At 69.2% G+C, this 15,347-nt stretch carries 21 protein-coding genes; 3 read left to right on the top strand and 18 right to left on the bottom strand.

Annotated features, from left to right (window positions below; all coding sequences use genetic code 11):
- Positions 1–264 precede the first annotated feature (264 nt).
- The 15 genes from F9278_RS15610 to F9278_RS46190 all read right to left on the bottom strand — a co-directional run bounded on the left by F9278_RS15610 (position 265) and on the right by F9278_RS46190 (position 10,533).
- Positions 265–1,128, bottom strand: coding sequence for a hypothetical protein (locus tag F9278_RS15610; protein ID WP_152168876.1), 864 nt, complete (start codon positions 1,126–1,128; stop codon positions 265–267).
- 210 nt (positions 1,129–1,338) lie between these two features.
- Positions 1,339–1,758 (bottom strand): hypothetical protein, encoded by a 420-nt coding sequence (locus F9278_RS15605; RefSeq protein ID WP_226966759.1) that lies wholly within the window; start codon positions 1,756–1,758, stop codon positions 1,339–1,341.
- Positions 1,759–1,815: 57 nt separating this feature from the next.
- Positions 1,816–3,612, bottom strand: a complete 1,797-nt coding sequence (locus F9278_RS15600; RefSeq protein WP_152168875.1) for a type IV secretory system conjugative DNA transfer family protein — start codon at positions 3,610–3,612, stop codon at positions 1,816–1,818.
- Positions 3,613–3,707: 95 nt separating this feature from the next.
- Positions 3,708–4,124, bottom strand: a complete 417-nt coding sequence (locus F9278_RS15595; protein ID WP_226966758.1) for a hypothetical protein — start codon at positions 4,122–4,124, stop codon at positions 3,708–3,710.
- 169 nt (positions 4,125–4,293) lie between these two features.
- Positions 4,294–5,121 (bottom strand): DUF317 domain-containing protein, encoded by an 828-nt coding sequence (locus F9278_RS15590; protein ID WP_152168874.1) that lies wholly within the window; start codon positions 5,119–5,121, stop codon positions 4,294–4,296.
- Entirely contained in the window at positions 5,112–5,468 is a 357-nt protein-coding gene (locus F9278_RS15585; RefSeq protein WP_152168873.1) for a hypothetical protein, read from the bottom strand. The genes F9278_RS15590 and F9278_RS15585 overlap by 10 nt, the downstream gene beginning before the upstream one ends.
- A 26-nt stretch (positions 5,469–5,494) precedes the next feature.
- Positions 5,495–6,298, bottom strand: a complete 804-nt coding sequence (locus tag F9278_RS15580) for a DUF317 domain-containing protein (protein ID WP_152168872.1) — start codon at positions 6,296–6,298, stop codon at positions 5,495–5,497.
- Positions 6,295–6,678: a hypothetical protein gene (locus F9278_RS15575; protein ID WP_152168871.1), complete on the bottom strand. Its 384-nt coding sequence runs from the start codon at positions 6,676–6,678 to the stop codon at positions 6,295–6,297. The genes F9278_RS15580 and F9278_RS15575 overlap by 4 nt, the downstream gene beginning before the upstream one ends.
- A 275-nt stretch (positions 6,679–6,953) precedes the next feature.
- Complete coding sequence (locus tag F9278_RS48165) at positions 6,954–7,361, bottom strand: hypothetical protein (protein WP_152168870.1); 408 nt, start codon at positions 7,359–7,361, stop codon at positions 6,954–6,956.
- A 16-nt stretch (positions 7,362–7,377) separates the two neighbouring features.
- Positions 7,378–7,557, bottom strand: coding sequence for a hypothetical protein (locus F9278_RS15565; RefSeq protein ID WP_152168869.1), 180 nt, complete (start codon positions 7,555–7,557; stop codon positions 7,378–7,380).
- Positions 7,554–8,312 (bottom strand): hypothetical protein, encoded by a 759-nt coding sequence (locus F9278_RS15560; protein ID WP_152168868.1) that lies wholly within the window; start codon positions 8,310–8,312, stop codon positions 7,554–7,556. Before F9278_RS15560 ends, F9278_RS15565 begins: the two co-directional genes overlap by 4 nt.
- A gap of 42 nt (positions 8,313–8,354) precedes the next feature.
- Positions 8,355–9,014 carry a hypothetical protein gene (locus F9278_RS15555; protein WP_152168867.1) on the bottom strand — a complete coding sequence of 220 codons (660 nt, stop codon included), beginning with the start codon at positions 9,012–9,014 and terminating at the stop codon, positions 8,355–8,357.
- A 13-nt stretch (positions 9,015–9,027) separates the two neighbouring features.
- Positions 9,028–9,873, bottom strand: a complete 846-nt coding sequence (locus F9278_RS15550; protein ID WP_152168866.1) for a relaxase/mobilization nuclease — start codon at positions 9,871–9,873, stop codon at positions 9,028–9,030.
- On the bottom strand, positions 9,870–10,295 hold the full coding sequence (locus F9278_RS15545) for a hypothetical protein (RefSeq protein WP_152168865.1): 426 nt from the start codon (positions 10,293–10,295) through the stop codon (positions 9,870–9,872). Before F9278_RS15545 ends, F9278_RS15550 begins: the two co-directional genes overlap by 4 nt.
- A gap of 100 nt (positions 10,296–10,395) precedes the next feature.
- Positions 10,396–10,533: a hypothetical protein gene (locus F9278_RS46190; RefSeq protein WP_193242114.1), complete on the bottom strand. Its 138-nt coding sequence runs from the start codon at positions 10,531–10,533 to the stop codon at positions 10,396–10,398.
- 590 nt (positions 10,534–11,123) lie between these two features.
- Here F9278_RS46190 and F9278_RS15540 point away from each other — a divergent pair.
- Together F9278_RS15540 and F9278_RS15535 are read left to right on the top strand one after the other, a co-directional pair.
- Positions 11,124–11,957 carry a hypothetical protein gene (locus F9278_RS15540; protein WP_152168864.1) on the top strand — a complete coding sequence of 278 codons (834 nt, stop codon included), beginning with the start codon at positions 11,124–11,126 and terminating at the stop codon, positions 11,955–11,957.
- A 4-nt stretch (positions 11,958–11,961) separates the two neighbouring features.
- Positions 11,962–12,306, top strand: a complete 345-nt coding sequence (locus F9278_RS15535) for a hypothetical protein (protein ID WP_152168863.1) — start codon at positions 11,962–11,964, stop codon at positions 12,304–12,306.
- Between the two features lie 88 nt (positions 12,307–12,394).
- Here the strand turns inward: F9278_RS15535 and F9278_RS15530 are convergent, their stop codons facing one another.
- Both F9278_RS15530 and F9278_RS15525 read right to left on the bottom strand, forming a co-directional pair.
- Complete coding sequence (locus F9278_RS15530) at positions 12,395–12,892, bottom strand: hypothetical protein (RefSeq protein ID WP_152168862.1); 498 nt, start codon at positions 12,890–12,892, stop codon at positions 12,395–12,397.
- Entirely contained in the window at positions 12,876–13,406 is a 531-nt protein-coding gene (locus tag F9278_RS15525; RefSeq protein ID WP_152168861.1) for a hypothetical protein, read from the bottom strand. Before F9278_RS15525 ends, F9278_RS15530 begins: the two co-directional genes overlap by 17 nt.
- 217 nt (positions 13,407–13,623) lie before the next feature.
- Between F9278_RS15525 and F9278_RS15520 the strand changes: the two genes are divergently transcribed.
- Positions 13,624–14,820 (top strand): ISAs1 family transposase, encoded by a 1,197-nt coding sequence (locus F9278_RS15520; RefSeq protein ID WP_152168860.1) that lies wholly within the window; start codon positions 13,624–13,626, stop codon positions 14,818–14,820.
- Here F9278_RS15520 and F9278_RS15515 read toward each other — a convergent pair.
- The gene (locus tag F9278_RS15515) at positions 14,789–15,307 is read right to left on the bottom strand and encodes a hypothetical protein (protein WP_226966757.1); all 519 of its coding nucleotides are present in this window, start codon (positions 15,305–15,307) and stop codon (positions 14,789–14,791) included. The genes F9278_RS15520 and F9278_RS15515 overlap by 32 nt on opposite strands.
- Between the last annotated feature and the right edge of the window lie 40 nt (positions 15,308–15,347).

Here is a 15,347-nt window from a genome sequence, read left to right as displayed (position 1 = left end):
TGGAACCGCCCGTCCGGCACCGCACTGCGCTTGCCGCCGTACTGGGTCGGGCGGATGGCGAGGAGGCGGCCACGAGAGGGCCGGCTGGCCAGCCCGTACAGCTGCGGCCTTCGGTGGCTGTGTCGCGCTGGATCCCGGCGGCGGAGATGTTCAGCGGCGCGGGCCCGGCGTGACGGCGGGGGCGGCAACGGCGGGCGGCCGTGCCACGGTGGAGCTGCCGGGGCCGACGAGGTGGACGGGGCTGACCAGGACGCGGTCAGCCGGTCATCGCGTGCGTCCCACGGCGGCCTGCTTGGTCGCAGGAGGCGTCACGGCCGCAGTTGGGGCGGGGGCTGTGGTGGGCTTGTGCTGGGCGAGGGCACGCTGGCCTTCGGCGGTGACGTGGAGGCTCTGGCCCTGGTGCAGGGATGTCGTGGTGTCCACCTCGACGAGTCCTCGCTTGATCAGGGCGTTGAGGGTGGCGACGTTCACGGTGGCCCGGTCCTTGTCGCTGGCCTTGAGCACGCCGTATCGGCTGATCACGTAGCGGGTGCCGCCACTTGCGGACAACCGGGCGAGGACGGCGTACTGGCTGATCGTGATCTTCGGCGCCGGTGTCGCCTGGTTCTGTTCGGCGTGCTGCTTCAGGTCCCGGGTGATGCCGCTGGCGAGGTAGTAGCAGCCGGTGTAGGCCAGGTCGAGCTGGTGGGCAGCGTTCGCGAGGTGCTCCGCCATGGCGGGGACCGCCTCCGCATGCCGCGCCGTGCGCACGGCTGCCTCATTAGCCGGCGAGTTGGAGAACGGGGCACCCGGCGGGCCGGGGAACGGGGCGCCCTCCAGCGGGTTGGCCTCCAAGGCGCAGGCCAAGTCGCATGCGGCGATACTGGCGGCGGAGACGACGGAGGCGAGCGCCTCCAGAGCCGGACGGCTGCCGGGTACGGCGATGTACTGGCTGCCGTCGAGGGCGGCGAGGCGGAACATAGCCTGTTGGACCAGCTCGTTCGTGTCCACGATCTTTGCTGTGAGCTGCTGCCGGGCGTCGGTGCCGGGGGTGAGGGTGAGCGAGCGGATCTCGCTGTGCAAGTCCTCGAAGTCGCTCCCGAGTTGCCGTAGATGGGCTACCTCGGCTTGCAGGTCGATCTGGCGCATGGTGCAGTGCTCCGGGGAAGGCGGACGATGGTCAGCGGCTGCGACGCTGGACCGGTGTGGTGGGCGGCGGTGCGGGGGCGGCACCGGGGCGCGATGGCGCCGGTGGAATGTCCTGCCAGGTCGCGATGCCGAGGTCGATGCGCACGCTGACGCCGTCGGCGTAGAGATGGGCCTCGGCACGGACAACAGCGCTGAGGGCGTCGCGTTTACCTAGTCCGGACGGCACGCGTACTGCCGCTGGGCCACCGCTGGTACGAAGCCGTACTGGACGAGGACGGCGCCTGCCTGGCCCGTGGCCGCGGTCGCGGCGACCGCGTGCTCGGTGAAGCGGATGGTCACGTGGGGCTGGGCATCCGGGCTGGCGCCGTGCTGGCGCGTGGTCCAGGCCAGGTCGACGAGGTCCAGGGTGTGGGCCATGAGCCCGTAGGCCGCGACACCGGCGCGCTCGTGCGCGTCCTCGGCCGTCTCGGGCGGCAGGAGGTAGAGGGTGCGGCCCTGGTGCTCGCGGGCGGTGAATCCCGCGCCGGTCAGGATGCGGGCGGCGTTGCGGAGAGGGCGGTTGAGGACGAGGAAGGTCCATCCGTCGCCGGTCGAGCCGATGAAGATGTCGTGGTGATCGGTGAGAGCCATGGTGGTCCGGAGGGTCGTGGTGCGGTCAGCGCGATCTGGGGGTGTGGCGCAGCGCGGTTAGGCGGCCGTGTCGTAGTCGCCCTGCTGGGGTGCGTGCTTGGCTATGGCGCGGGCGGTGATGGCCTTCGACGCGCGGGCGGAGGCGGCGGACAGCTCGTCAGCGCCGGGCTCCAGGTACCAGGGACGCAGGTCGAGCATCGCGGCGCGCATGCCGGTGGCGAAGCACAGCGCGGTGCCCTTGGGCAGGGCCCGGATCGCGTCGGGGGGCAGGATCCGCTCTTGCCGCATCGACACGGAGGTCGACTTGCCGGACTCCGAGTGGGAGGTCGAGGTGGTCTCGACATCGTGGTCGCCGATCAGGCGGCTGAGCTTGTCGGCGAAGTCGGGGTCGTCGATTCCGGAGCCGATGACCTTCACGGTCGAGGCGGACCACATGGCGTCCATGCCGGCGTCACCCCAGACCTTCTGGCCCTGGCGGTAGGACTGCAGGATCGTGATCGGAATGATCCCGCGCGACCCGAGGTGCGAATACAGATCCGGCAAGTCGCTGATCTTGCACACGTTGGCGGCCTCGTCGAGGATCGCCAGCATGGGCGGGTCGAGCCGTCCGCCGGCGCGTTCGGCCTGGGCGGTCGCGGCGCGCATCACCGAGTCCGCGCACGCCGCGATCAGCGCGGAGGCGCCGCCGCCTCCGTCTTTGCTGAGCAGGAAGAGCGTGTCGGTCGAGCCGACGAACTGCGCCGGCTGGAATTCGGGGACGCCCTCCTGCGGCGTCACCCAGGCCGCGATCTCGGAGTTGAGCAGCGCGGCGGCGTACTGGCGGGCGGTCTCGTAGATGCCGTCGCGGGTCTCGGGCGGCCCCTCCACGGTGCCCTTCAACTGCGCAGCGACGGCGGCGAAACCGTGATCACGGAGGATGTCGAGCGGAGTCCGGTCGGCAGGGAAGGCGAGCCACTGCATGATGTCGGTGATCGGCCGCTCGTCGAGAGCCGCGGCCAGGAGCAGCTGGGACAGGATGTTGCTGCCGGCCTTGGACCAGAAGTCTCCCTGCTGGGACGCATCCACGCTCGCGGCGAGGAAGTGGCCGGCCAGCCGGTTCGCCCCGTCCAGGGTGGTCGCGCCGGCCAGGGGGTTCCACCACATCTCGCGGGCAGCATGGGCGATCTGCTGCGGGTCCATGGTCCACACCTGTCCCGCTTTCGCCCGCGCTTCGTAGGCCGTGGTGAAGGCATCGCCGGCGGCCTTGTTGCTGGTGAGCAGCACCGGGCCCGGGGCGTGCAGGATGGAGGGGATCGCGAGCGAGGTCGTCTTGCCGGACCGGGGCGCCATAATCGCAACGGCGACGTCCTCGAACCCCATGCGCACCTCGTGCTTGGTGCCCTGCAGGTTGCCCAGGAGGATGCCGGTGTCCTTCGCGTCGATGTTCTTGGCGTCCTTCAGACTCGGCCGCAGGGAGCGGGCCTTGTCGGCGATCGCCCTGGCCATCAGGGGCTCGATGTCCCGGGCCTTGGCCATGTCTGCGATCTTCTTTTTCCGACCGCCGCTGCGGCTCCTGTGCCGGGCCCATACGACGCCGACCACAACCCCGAGGGCCAGGAGCAGAAGGACGGGCACGATGCGGGCGCCGATCAGCAGGGACGTTTCTCCCGCACCGGGCCAGACCTGCTCGGGGTGGAGCAGGGCGGCGGTCGGCTGGTACGGCGCCCAGCCGGCTCCGGTGAGGTAGGCGGTGATGTTGCCCGACAGCCAGGCGAAGTGGGCGAGGGGGACGACGATCGCGAGTACGCCGAGGAGGAGGCGCAGGACGAGGTCGTATCCGTCGGTGGAACCGTTCGAGGAGGAGGAAGGGGGCAAGGGCTACGTGCTTCCGGACGGGGATGGGGGGATGAGCGACTGTGGCCGTTCTTGACCGGCGCGACCTCGACGGTCTCGGGAGCCTGGGGGCATGCTCACTTCCGTGTCGCAATCCGCCGGAGAGGTGCGGGGAGCGGTATGGGGGCCAGAGGTGAACGGGCCTTGCGGGCAGCGGAGTTGATCTCCCGGAGCGTCTTGCCGTGAGTGGCCCAGTCGTCGAGGTGGCTCCATGATTCGGCGTGATGCTCGGCGAGGGCGTCGTCGAAGTCGGCGGTGCCGGGCCTGGCGGTGGTGGGGAGGGCGTCTCGGGTGGCCAGCCACTGCTCGTGCAGTTCGTTGAGCCGGTCGAGGGCGTCGCGCAGGACGCCCAACTGGTAGACCCAGCGGCTCTGCACCGTGTTCTGCGGCAGCTGGGTCAGCTGTGTCTCGGCGGTGGCCAGCAGGTGACGGGCGCCGTAGCGGAGCGGCTCGAACGCTGTCAGGGTGTCGGCGTCGCGCTGGCTCGCGCGCATGCCGTAGGCGTGGTCGTCGTGGGGCCAGCCGTCGAGGTCGGTGTGCTCGTCGGAGTAGGCGTCCCAGGCGTCGAGGATCTTCTTGCTGTCGTTCAGATAGTCGTCGAGGTGCCGGAGGGAGTCGCGGTGTGCGTGGTGGTCGCTGGAGATGAGGTGGAGTCCTGTCGGTTCAGCGGCGAGCGGTCGGCTGGGCTGGGCCGAGGTTCGCTGGGGCCGGGGCCGTCGCGGGTTTCGTCTGCTGACGGCGGGTGGAGCGTGCCCGTGCGCGGAGGGAGTCGATACGGGTGGTGTGCGCGTCGACCACCTGCTGCGGGCGTAGCGCACTGGGCTTCTGCACGGCGCTGTAGTGGCCGGTGCGGTCATACATGCCGCGCTGGAGCGGGCTACGGTCGGCCAGTGCGGTGAGGAACGATTCGACCAGGTGGGCGGGGGTGTGCTCGTCGAAGTAGGCGTGCCAGATGCGCGGGCCGTGGAACTCTCCGTGGCCGGGCTCACGGGTCTCGACGTGCCAGGACGGCAGGTCGCGGAATTCGCTCAGCGGGCGCAGTTCGATGTGGCACATGGAGTCTGGCGAGCGCGCTGTGCCGTCTGAGTCGCGGTGCCACCCTGCCGCAGTCACCGGGTGCCACGGGTCCGGCTGCTGTGGCGGCGGGACGACGAGGGCGTCGGTGAAGCCGGCGAGGACCTCGGCGGGCACGAGTTCGCCGAACTCCGCGTACCAGCCGGGCTCGGTGTCGGTGGGCTCCGCCCGCAGCCGCCACCACGCGGAGGTGGTGGACTGCGGGTCGAACTGGAGGCGGTGGCGCAGGTCGGGGCTGTGCAGGACGATCTCGGCACTCAGGGGGTCGGAGACGGCGCTCCATCCGGCGGCAGCCAGACCGTGGGTGACGTGGCGGGCGTCTCCGGGGCCGGCGAGGTGGCGGGGGCTGGTGTCGAACGGGATGCGCCCGGCGTGCTTGTCTGCGTACGCGGCGAGCTGCCGTTCGCTCAGCGCCACCGGCAGTACCCCGGCTCGCTCGTGACGGCGCTGCCGTACAGGTCGCGGAGGTCGTCCAGGACGTAGTGGAGGGTGTGCTGGTCGGTCTGCTCCCACGCGGCCGTGCGCAACTCGGTGATCAGAAGGTCGACCTGCGCGGTGCGCGGGACGTCCGTGTGGTTCTGAAGGGCACGGGCGAGGGCGCGCAGCGTGTCGGCGAGTTGGACGGGCAGGCCCGTGTACTCGTCGAGGAGAGGCTCGACGAGGGCGAGGGCCTCCACGGGGTCGGGGTTCTCGCGCAGGTAGTCGGTGAGGTCCGACAGCGTTTCGGTCAGTGTGTGGATGGTGTCCGGGGTGAGTGCGGGCATCGGGCTCCTTGGGACGGGGCGTCGGGTCAGCGGCGGGTCCGGGCGCCGCCGGCCGGGGTGTAGGGACGGGCGGTGGGGCGTGGCCGGGTGCTTCGGGCGCTGTTGCGGGCCCAGGTGGCGGCGCGGGCGGCCGTGATCCGGGCCTGCTGCCACGCACTGAGCTGGGAGGGCTTGACGGAGACTGACCAGGTACGGATCTGCGCGCTGTGCGGTACGCGTCCGCGCGGGCGCATCACGGGATCGGGGCTGGCGAGTTCGGTCGAGAAGGCTTGCACCAGGTGCATCGGGGTGTTGGGCGTGAAGTTGGCCGTCCACCCGTTGCCCTGCTTGTCCTTCGCTCCGGTCCACCACATCGCCATGCCGTCGGGGCTGTGGTGGTATTGCATCCACGTGGTGCCGTCGGGGCTGGTCGCGGTGTAGTGCTCGCCCTCGAAACGCGTGTGCCAGTTCTGCTCCTGCAACGGTGCCCAGACGTTGGGAGCGTGGGCGGAGCGGGGGCGGGTGAGGGCGTCGGTCAGACCGGCGACGATCTCCACCGGGGTCTGCCGGCCCAGGTGCGCCGTCCACTCGCCGTTGGGGCCGTCCGCTCTGCCGTGCACGGTCCACCCGCCGGGAAGGACGTAGGGGTCGTAGGCGACACGGACGGTGCGGTCGGGGCTCTCCATGAGCAGGGGGCCGTTCGTCTTGGACTTGTCCCGCCATCCCGAGGCACGCAGGAACGCCGCGACGTGGCGGACGTCGCCGCCGCCGGCGAGGGTCCGGGGCTGGACGAGGTAGTGCTGCTCGGCCTGTTCGCCTGGCCCCCAGCCCTGCCATTGCTTCTTCTTCACCGGTGCCGCCGGATGACGAGCGGTGCGGGTGCCGGGGGCTTCGCCGCGGTGGTGGCGGGCTGGGTGCCGACGTGCTGCAGGGTGTCCTTGTGTTCGTCCAGGTCGAGGGTGATGTCGTGCAGTTCGTTCGAGGCGCGGCCCAGAGCGAGCCATACCTCCGCGGGGAGGGCGCCTCGTTCGGCCTGGTCCTTGGCGAACACGCTGCCGGTGGCGACGAGGTGGGCGATGCCGCCCAGGACTCCGGCGTCCGGGTCGAGAACGCGGGCGATGACCTGCGCGGCCTGGGGAGGGGGAAGCTGAGAGAGGTGATCGGCGAGCTGGCCGAGCTGGCGGGTGATCTCGTCGGCCAGTCGCACCGGGTAGGGGGCGGGGTGGGACATGCTCCTCCGGGTCAGGGGGTCGGTCAGTGGTGGTGGCGGTGGCCGACGCGCTGCGTCTCGGCGAGGACGGCCTCCGGGCGGGTGCCGGCCAGCGGGGAAGCGCGGTTCGGGCCGGTCGGGATGCAGGCGCGCAGATAGCGGCGGAACAGCGCGGTCGCGAGTCGGGGTTTGAGCCGGTGGCTGATCGGCGGGGGTGTGCGGGCTGCTACGGGTTTCTCCGGGATTGAGTGGTGCGGTGGGCGGCCCCGGAGAGTGCCGGGGCCGCCCGGGCGGTCTTACGGGGTGCGCTGGGCCGGTGCGGGGTGCGAGGGGGAGCCGGCCGGTGGCGGATGCTGCGTGGAGGGACGGGCGGCACGGGTGCGGGCCTCGTGCACGGCTTGCCGGTAGGCGGCTTCGTCGAAGACGTCGGGCGTGCAGTTGACCTCGTACCCGGCCAGGAGCAGGGCGGGGATGGCGCGGGTCGCCACGCGCTTCTGCTCGTCGGCACCGAGGTGTTCGGGCACGGTGTGCCAGATGTACAGCGGCCTGTCCGTGGGGTATTCGTGGCGTTCCAGGCCGACCTGTTCTAGCAGGTCGTGGAGCTTGGCGGGGGCGCCGGTGGGGGTGTCGGCGTGGATGGTGGTCGTCAGGGCCTTGATGTAGATCTCGACGTCCGTGCCGTATTCGTCGGCCAGGTTGGCCATGTATGTCTCTCCGGGGCTAACGGCTGCGGGAGGCCGAGGGCTGGGCGGTGCTCGGCGGCGGTGTGGGGCCGCCGGTTCGCTGGAGGATGTCCGCGGCCTTCTCGGCGCCGCCGATGACGACGACCAGACTGCTGCGGGGATCCTTGGTGATGGTGATGTACTCCAGCACCCAGAACTCGGGCTCCGTCTGCTTCATCGAGCCCTGGTGGCCGGCGCACGACTGCCGGCCGGAGAGGGCGGCATGGCGGCAGGGGCGGAGGTGGGCGTGGTCCGGCCTGCAGGGTGCTGGAGGGCGGTGCCGATGCCGAGCGCGTCCAGCTGCGGGCCGATCTCGCGCAGGGCGCGCGCCTGCGCCCTGGTGTCTTCACCGCTGAGGCGGAAGATGCCGCTCTGCGGGTCCTGGGCAAAGCCGTGGGTGACGAGGATCGCGCCGGCACGGTCGTCGACGGGTGCGGTGGCGACGCTGCCGTCCTGCTGCCAGGTCAGCACGACCCGGTCCGGCTGGGAGGGCTGGATGCCGCCCAGGGCGTTGTGCCGGACCTGGGCGAGCGCACTGTCGTAGCGGGCGAGCAGGTCGCCGGCTATCTGCTCCGCGCTCAGGAACGGGTCGTCCGCCAGGGCGATGCCGTTGGGCTCGCGGACGGCGTGGTACGCCTCGTCCGGCAGGGCGTGGGGGGCGACGGCGGCGATGAGGAAACCGTCGCGTGCGTCGTGCCGGTCCAGAAGGACGAGCTGGGCGCCGTCGGGGCGGCTCAGGACGGCTGCCTGCCGAAGCGGACGCTCGGCGAGGGCAGCGGCGGCCAGGTCCAGGTCCCAGATGCGGTCGGCCAGTTCGGCGAGGTCGTCCTTGGCCTCCGGCGGGAGGTGCGTACTGGTCCAGGTGCCGGGGAGTTCGCCGGCGAGGACGTCGGCGTACGAGGCGAGGCGCTCAGAGGTGTCGTGGTTGTGCATGGTGTCCTTGGGAGAGGTGGGGTCAGCGGCGCAGTCCGGCGGCTACCGGTGGCGGCGGGGCCGGGAGCGTGCGCGGCGGGGGCCGGCGGAGCGTTCGCGTTCGGTGGTGGGGACCTCCCCGGTGCAGGTGCTGCGGCCGGGGTGCGGGGCGTGGTCGGCGAGGGCGGTGCGGGTGTGGGCGAGGGCGGTGCGGATGATGTGGAGGTGCTCGTCGGCGGGGGAGCGCAGTCGCAGGGCGGAATACGGGTCAGCCGGCTGGCCGAGACCGTCGTGGAACTCGGCGGTGGCGGTGAGCACTTCCTCCAGCGCGGCGAGGATGCCGTCATGGGCTGCGGTCAGCTCGGTCAGTGCATCGGCAGCCTCGCCCGTGGTGGTGGCGTCGCGAATGCGCTCGGCGAGGTGGGCGACGGAGGAGCCCAGCGGCAGGTAACTGGACGGCCGGGCGTCGGTGTCGAAGTCCGGGGCGCAGGCGACGTGGTACCCGGCGGCCCGGAGGCGGGCGACGGCGTCGGTGGCGAGATCGGACTCGTCGTCCTTGGTGAGGCCGGTGGGGGCGCGGTGGTAGGTCTCGTGGAGGCGGACGACGGTGATGAAACCCGCGCGCTGCAGGACGCTGTGTGCCTCGGAGTCACCGCCGCGGGCGAGGAGTTCGTCGGAGTGCGGGTCGCGGCGGATGTCCAGGAAGCGGTCGGTACGGGGCAAGGAGACGTTTCTCCTACGGTGATCGGTGGGTGGTGTGCCGGGCGGCGGGCGGTACGGCGGCGACCCGCGGCTGGACCAGCTGCGCGGCGGTACTGTCCAGGTCCTGCTGGATGGCGTGGAGGCGGCGGGCGATCAGCTCCAGGCGGTGCGCCGTGTCGGTTCCGGCGGCGCCGGGCTGGCGGGCGATCCGGTGCGCGGTGTGCTCGACCAGTCCGCGGACCGTGGCCAGCGGGCCGGCCTGCTCGTCGGCGAGTTGCGCTAGGACGCTCGCGAACTGGGCCGATGCCGTGGGCGCCGTGCGGATGGCGGGCCGCGCCGCGGATCCGGTGCGGACGGGGAGCAGGTGGCGGTCCCGCTCGATGCGGCGCGCCTCGTCCGAGAGGCGCCGCAGGATGTCCGTGGGCGAGGCGTGCCACGCGCCGTCGAGGTGGATCAGGTTGGCGATCAGGTCGAGGCGTCCGGGCTGGGCCTGAACGGCGATCCACCGGCAGCCGTGCTCCTTGCCGGGAATCTCGATGCCGGCAACGCGGGCGAGCCGGTGGGCGGTCTCGGCCCACTCGGGGCCGGTCAGCTCCCGGCCGTCCGGGTGAAGCCGGACGTCGAGGTGGAGGATCGCCCGCCGGTCGTCGTCCGGGCTGGCGGCGAACGGGTGCTCCAGGTACGGGTCTTCGAGGTGCTCGGCCCACTGGACCGATGTCCAGGTCTTCTGCTCGTCGTCCAGGGTGAAGTAATCCAGGCCCGGCCAGTGGGCGACGACCGTGTACTGCGTCAGGCCCTCATTCGGCGAAACTGGCCGCCCCAGTGCCTCGGCGAGCGGGTCGTGCGGCGTGTGGGTCCGCTCATGGAGGCGGGGAATCACCGGCCGCCCCGGACGTCGGCGATGTGCACGAGTTGGTTGAGGGCGGTGGTGGTGTACCAGCCGCAGTCGATCAGCTCGTCACGGCCCGCATACCGCGGCAGGAGCGCGTCTTCCATGGCCCGCAGGTAGATCAGGCAGTCCGGGCAGCGGCGCGAGAGGTGCACGAGGTAGCGGGGGTGGCCGGTGACGTAGGTCTGGGCGCCGCCGGTCGCATCACGCAGCCGCCAGCCGTCCTCGTCGGTCGGGGTGTGCCAGGACGGGGCGACGACGCGCATCGCGTCGCCCCACAGTTCCCCGCCGGCCACCCCCTTCAGGACGACGACGGTGTCGCCGGCCTGGAAGTGCTGGTGCGTGATGTCCCGGGCGGGGGTGAGCGGGTCGGGCGTCGGCGCGAAGGCCGAAGTGGGCGGGGGCTGGGACATGCGGTTCCTTCCACGCAATCGGTGGCGGGGTGGGAGGAACAATGGTCCGGAGGAACGCCGGTTTGGCTAACCGGCGTTTCCCGGCTATGTTCCCGCGCCGTCAGCGGAACGGGTTCTCCGTACCGCGGTCGTTCTCGCCTGCAGCGTTGAGGAGTTCGAGCAGGTCAGTGCCCTCGGCGTCGCTTGTGTCGGCAGAGACCGTGTCCCACGGCGGCATGTCGCTCTGCAGCTGGATCAACGGCTCCTTCGAGCTGTTGATCCAGATAGGTCACTGTGTCTCTTACGGCTGCTTCGATGTGTCGGAGGTCACGCGTTGGTTGCCTACCCCGCGGCGTCCAGACACTTCAGGTAGCTCGAGGTCCCAGAGTTGCCCGGCACATGAGCTTGACAGTGTGCGTGAGTTCTACCTCTGTCGTGCCCAAGTTGGCTACGCTAAGGAGAGTTGACTCGAAGGATGGGGGCCGTGTGGCGGATGCAGCCGTATTCGATCTACGGCGGATGGTGTGCTCCCTGCACTTGCTTGACACAAGAGCCGACGAGTCAGGGCCGCGCCTCCTTCTTCGCGCGGGATACGAAGCCAGGTTGCGAAGAGACCGCCGGATTCTCCCAACGGTTGGCAGGACTTGGGAGAGATCATCCAACAGTGGGTATCGTGATGCATGGCCTTGGCCGGCATTTGTCAAATTTGGGGATCTCGCATCATTTCATTGGCCGGGGCAGCGTAACGTTTACAGGTCCGATGCGGAGGGTTTTACGCTGGGGTCGAACATTGTGACTCCCGAGGATGGATCCTTTCGCGCATTTCAGTTTATGATAACTGCACGGTTTGTGGATTATTCGCGCAACGGCGGGAGAGGGAAAGTCGTATTGGTTTCGGCTGGTGGAACCGTATCGACGCATCGGTTTAGTGAAGAGCTTTTACGTCACTCTCCTTATGCACTGCCGGCGATCTGCGAGGGCGGGTGCAATACTCGCGATGTTGCTAAGTTCCTAGAAAAGATTCTGCTTCACGGTCAGTTGCAGGCCGGAACGGATGATTATGCGCGGCTTGCGGATTCGGATGATGTCCGGGATGTCATTCGCTATGAGGCGATGCGGGTAGGGCACGTCTGGGGTCTGTTAAAGGTTCAGGATCGCCAGACGACCGCTACGGGGGCCGGGCTTTGGTACAGAGAGGCTTTGCGTCGCCTGGCTGGTGAATCGATTCCAGAGCACGATAAGAAGGGCAGCGCGCCAACCTACGTCACGAAAATCGATAATTCGACGATTGAGCATCTCTATCAGAATCAGGGCGATGTCTCGCACCCGTCAACGCACCCGCCCGTCTACCGCAGCGCAAGCGAAGTTACGGACGACGAGTTCCGAGTTGCGTTGCAAGATATCGTTTCGGCGGCCAAGGATCGTAGGCGGCGAATGGTCGACCGGATTCAGGTCGACCATTCGGTCATGCGTCAGATTTTCGAGGGGATCCCTGTTGTTGAATCCAATGCGACGCTCGAAGGGGAACTTAATCGACATATCTCTATCGTGCATGCTGCCGTAGGCGGTAATTTCAATCCATCGGATTTGGTTTCCTCGGTCAGGTGGATAATTCAGCATTATCCGCATTTGGCTCAGATGGAGCCTAAGGTTGCACGATTCTTTTCGGCATGGGAAGGGTGATTTCATGGCTGCAAAGTATGAAAATAACTTTACAAATTCGCCGGTGAAGCATCTGTATCAAAATGACGGCCCGGTAATTCATTCATCCCGTGCCGCCGAGCAGGTCGCTGCCCTAAGCGAAATCCATCGTGCTCTACGAGATGCCGTGAATGCTAACCAGCTGTCGGCGGTGCAGATCCGGGAGCTGGAACCGAGCTTGACGGCTATAGAGGAAGCCAGCCGAGGCACGATGGACGCAGACGCACCTGCTGTCCGAACGGCGGTGCAAGTTGCATGGGATACGGCGCGCGAGGTTTTGGCGCCAGTGCTGACGGCCGCCACGATGCTGTTCTTTGGGCTGACGCGGTAGCGGATGCCGATGGCAACGCCGTGGCGGGGCGCGCCTGGCGAAATTTGCCCGAGTCCCTGCCGCTGCGTGGGAAGAGGTCCGGACGGCCTCAACTGCGCGACTCGTACGGTGCTGTACCGCTGCGGGCGGCAGGCAGGCGGCGGACGTTGCCGAGTCCGGCAGCCTGTTCCCGCAGCCGCTCGATCTCGTCGTGCTGGGCCGCGATCCGGGAGATGGCGAGCGACTTGAACACGGTGAGCTCGGCCAGGGCTTCGTCCCGCTTCGTGACCCGCTCCTTGAGCTCGCTGACCTGGGCCTTGAGCCGTTCGATCTGCGCGGCCCGTGGGTCGACAATCTCGCGGGCCTCCTGCAGAGCCGTAAGGCGCCGCTCGAACTCCTCGGCAAGGTGCTGGTAGGGGCCAGGCCGGGTGGTGCCGTCGCGGTGTTTCTTGGAATAGAAGCCGGTGCGGGTGACCCCGGACACGGTGGCCAGGGTCTTCAGGTCGCACTTGCCCCCGGGCGGCAGGTCTCCTCGCAGTAGGCGGTCGATCGCGGCGCGGATCGCCGCCTCGTTGGCCTGCCGAGTCTGGTCAGTCACGCGTCCCATGGATACCCTCCTGCATGCTGGCGACGGCTGTTCCGGCCGCTTGGTCGATCTGCGCGACGACCTGTTCGGCGCGCGCAAGCGACGCTTCCAGCCGGGCCCGCTCGGCGGACTGTCCCCGGCTCAGCCCGCCGATGAAGACCTTCCCCGCGCGGGCCTTGCTGTCCCAGGCCGGGCGGTGGCAGGGATGGTGGGTCGCCTGCGGGCATCGGGCCGAGTCGCACATCCCCGCCAGCGGCTTGTCCGCGTCCGGCGTCCCGGCCAGCCGCAGGCACAACGCTTTGGAGGGGTCGATGAACCAGCAGTAGTTCGCCGCCCCCAGGTAGAGCGTCTTCGCGCGTGCGGCCACCAACCGGCGAACCTCCTGGTCACTGGCCACGGCACTCGGGTCCTCCCGGGCCGCGCGGGCGAGCTGGCCGTCGACGTTGGCGAAGAAGTCGATCAGATCGCGTGCGCCGGGTCCGGACGGCATGATTCCTTCCTGGTAGTTTCGGTATTCGGCCAGGGCGAGCTCCACATTCCGCTTTCCCTCTTCGGCGTTGACCTCGGCCAGGAACCTGGCCTGGGCCCCGCCCAGGGCTCCGTCAAGTTCCGTGCTTGCGTGGAGGGTTGGCGATCTACCGGTAGGGGCGAACAGCAGAGCAGGCACGGGGGTTCGTGATCATTGTGGTGTCGAAGCCAGATGATCACGAGGACGTCCCGTGCCTGCTGTTGCATCTTCCCCTATCGCTGCCGTGCTGGAAAAACTGGGTCCGCTGGATGCGGACCGGATCGCTGACCTGCGTCCCTACCTCGAATCGGTCCCGGATCCGCGCTCACGCCGGGGCAGGTGGTACTCGCTGACGGCGATCTTGCTGGTGTGTGCCTGTGCGGCCGTCTGCGGCGCGAAGAGCATCGACGAACTCGCCGAGTTCGGCGAGCGGGCCACGAATTCGCTGCTGGCATCCCTCGGGATACGCCGTCACCTGCTCGGCTGGCGGCGCAGCCCCAAACCGGTCACTCTCGGACGCGTCCTTCAGGCACTTGACGGCGACGCCCTGGACCAGGCGGTGGGCGCCTACCTGGCCGACCGGCACCGCATCACCGCGTCCGCGGACATGCCCGAGACCCGATCGCGGCAGGTCATCGCCGTGGACGGCAAGTCCCTCAAGGGCTCAGCCCGCCTGGACACGCCGCGCCGTCACCTGCTCTCGGCGGTCACCCACGACCGCGTCGCCACGATCGCCCAGGTCGAAGTCGGTGCGAAAACCAACGAAGTACGCCACTTCAAGCCCCTGCTGGCACCGCTCGACCTCGCCGACACCGTCGTCACCTTCGACGCCCTCCACTCGGTGAAGGCCAACATCACCTGGCTGGTCGAGACGAAGAAAGCCCACTACATCGCCGTCATCAAGACCAACCAGCCCACCGCCCACGCCCAGCTCGCCGCCCTGCCCTGGACCTCGATCAAGGTCCAGCACACCGCCGCGGCCACCGCCCACGGCCGCCGCGAGTCCCGCTCGGTCAAAACCTGCGCCATCGCCGACAACCTCGGCGGCATCGCTTTCCCCCACGCCCACCTCGCCATCCGGGTCCACCGCCGCCGCAAGCCCACAGGCCGGCCCGAAACCCGCGAGAACGTCTACGCGGTCACCAGCCTCGCCGCCCACCAAACCCGCCCCGCCGACCTCGCCGCCGCCATCCGCGAGCACTGGGGCATCGAGAATTCCTCCCACTACATCCGGGATGTCACGTTCGCCGAGGACGCCTCGACCATTCACACCGGCACCGCACCCCGCGCCATGGCCACCCTCCGCAACCTCGCCATCGGCACCCTGAAGATCCTCGGAGCCGACAACATAGCCAAGACCACCCGAGCCCTCCGCCACGAACCCGAACGAGCACTCGCCATCCTGGGCATCACCAACAATCCGAACACACACGGAACTTGATCAAGCCCTGGTTGACGACCGGGCCGCGGCCGTGATGGGCGTGGAACTCGTAGAACCCGCTGATCACCGTCAGAGCGTGGTTGATGGTGCGCGGCGCGTATCCGGCGCTCAGGGATGCTTTGCCCGTGCGGAGATTGACCGTCCCGGCCACCGGAGCATCGACCAGGTGCCGCTGACGCTGCGGGTTGGCGGCCGAGCGCAGCCAGCCCGTCAGCACCGCGACCTCCGACTCCGTTGCCCGCTCCCACCCGGTGCCCAGCAGCCACAGCAGGCGGAACCACCGCAACATTCCGTAGCCGTAGCTGCGGCAGGTCAGCGGGCTGGAATCCCCAAGCGCCAGGTCCCGCAGAAACGCGGTGACCGGCTCGACCTCGGCCCCCGCCGCATCGAGCATCGCGTACGGCGGATGTGCCCGGTTCACCTCGACCACTCGGCCGAGGCGCGGGATGGCCCTCTGGCCCTCCATCAACTCATCGCGTACATCCATCACTTGCTCCTTGATCGCGGCCTGTTACGCCGTGACCAAC

The organism is Streptomyces phaeolivaceus, from assembly GCF_009184865.1.
Taxonomy (GTDB): domain Bacteria; phylum Actinomycetota; class Actinomycetes; order Streptomycetales; family Streptomycetaceae; genus Streptomyces; species Streptomyces phaeolivaceus.
This window is presented reverse-complemented; position numbering and strand designations above follow the sequence as displayed.

Excerpts from the sequence above, each read along its gene's own strand:
- F9278_RS15605 (WP_226966759.1), bottom strand. The coding sequence starts at position 1,758 with ATGGCTCTCACCGATCACCACGACATCTTCATCGGCTCGACCGGCGAC.
- F9278_RS15595 (WP_226966758.1), bottom strand. The coding sequence starts at position 4,124 with ATGCGCGCGAGCCAGCGCGACGCCGACACCCTGACAGCGTTCGAGCCG.
- F9278_RS15610 (WP_152168876.1), bottom strand. The coding sequence starts at position 1,128 with ATGCGCCAGATCGACCTGCAAGCCGAGGTAGCCCATCTACGGCAACTC.
- F9278_RS15575 (WP_152168871.1), bottom strand. The coding sequence starts at position 6,678 with ATGTCCCACCCCGCCCCCTACCCGGTGCGACTGGCCGACGAGATCACC.
- F9278_RS15545 (WP_152168865.1), bottom strand. The coding sequence starts at position 10,295 with ATGTCCCAGCCCCCGCCCACTTCGGCCTTCGCGCCGACGCCCGACCCG.
- F9278_RS15565 (WP_152168869.1), bottom strand. The coding sequence starts at position 7,557 with ATGAAGCAGACGGAGCCCGAGTTCTGGGTGCTGGAGTACATCACCATC.
- F9278_RS48165 (WP_152168870.1), bottom strand. The coding sequence starts at position 7,361 with ATGGCCAACCTGGCCGACGAATACGGCACGGACGTCGAGATCTACATC.
- F9278_RS15530 (WP_152168862.1), bottom strand. The coding sequence starts at position 12,892 with ATGGGACGCGTGACTGACCAGACTCGGCAGGCCAACGAGGCGGCGATC.
- F9278_RS15535 (WP_152168863.1), top strand. The coding sequence starts at position 11,962 with ATGGCTGCAAAGTATGAAAATAACTTTACAAATTCGCCGGTGAAGCAT.
- F9278_RS15560 (WP_152168868.1), bottom strand. The coding sequence starts at position 8,312 with ATGCACAACCACGACACCTCTGAGCGCCTCGCCTCGTACGCCGACGTC.
- F9278_RS15515 (WP_226966757.1), bottom strand. The coding sequence starts at position 15,307 with ATGGATGTACGCGATGAGTTGATGGAGGGCCAGAGGGCCATCCCGCGC.
- F9278_RS15585 (WP_152168873.1), bottom strand. The coding sequence starts at position 5,468 with ATGCCCGCACTCACCCCGGACACCATCCACACACTGACCGAAACGCTG.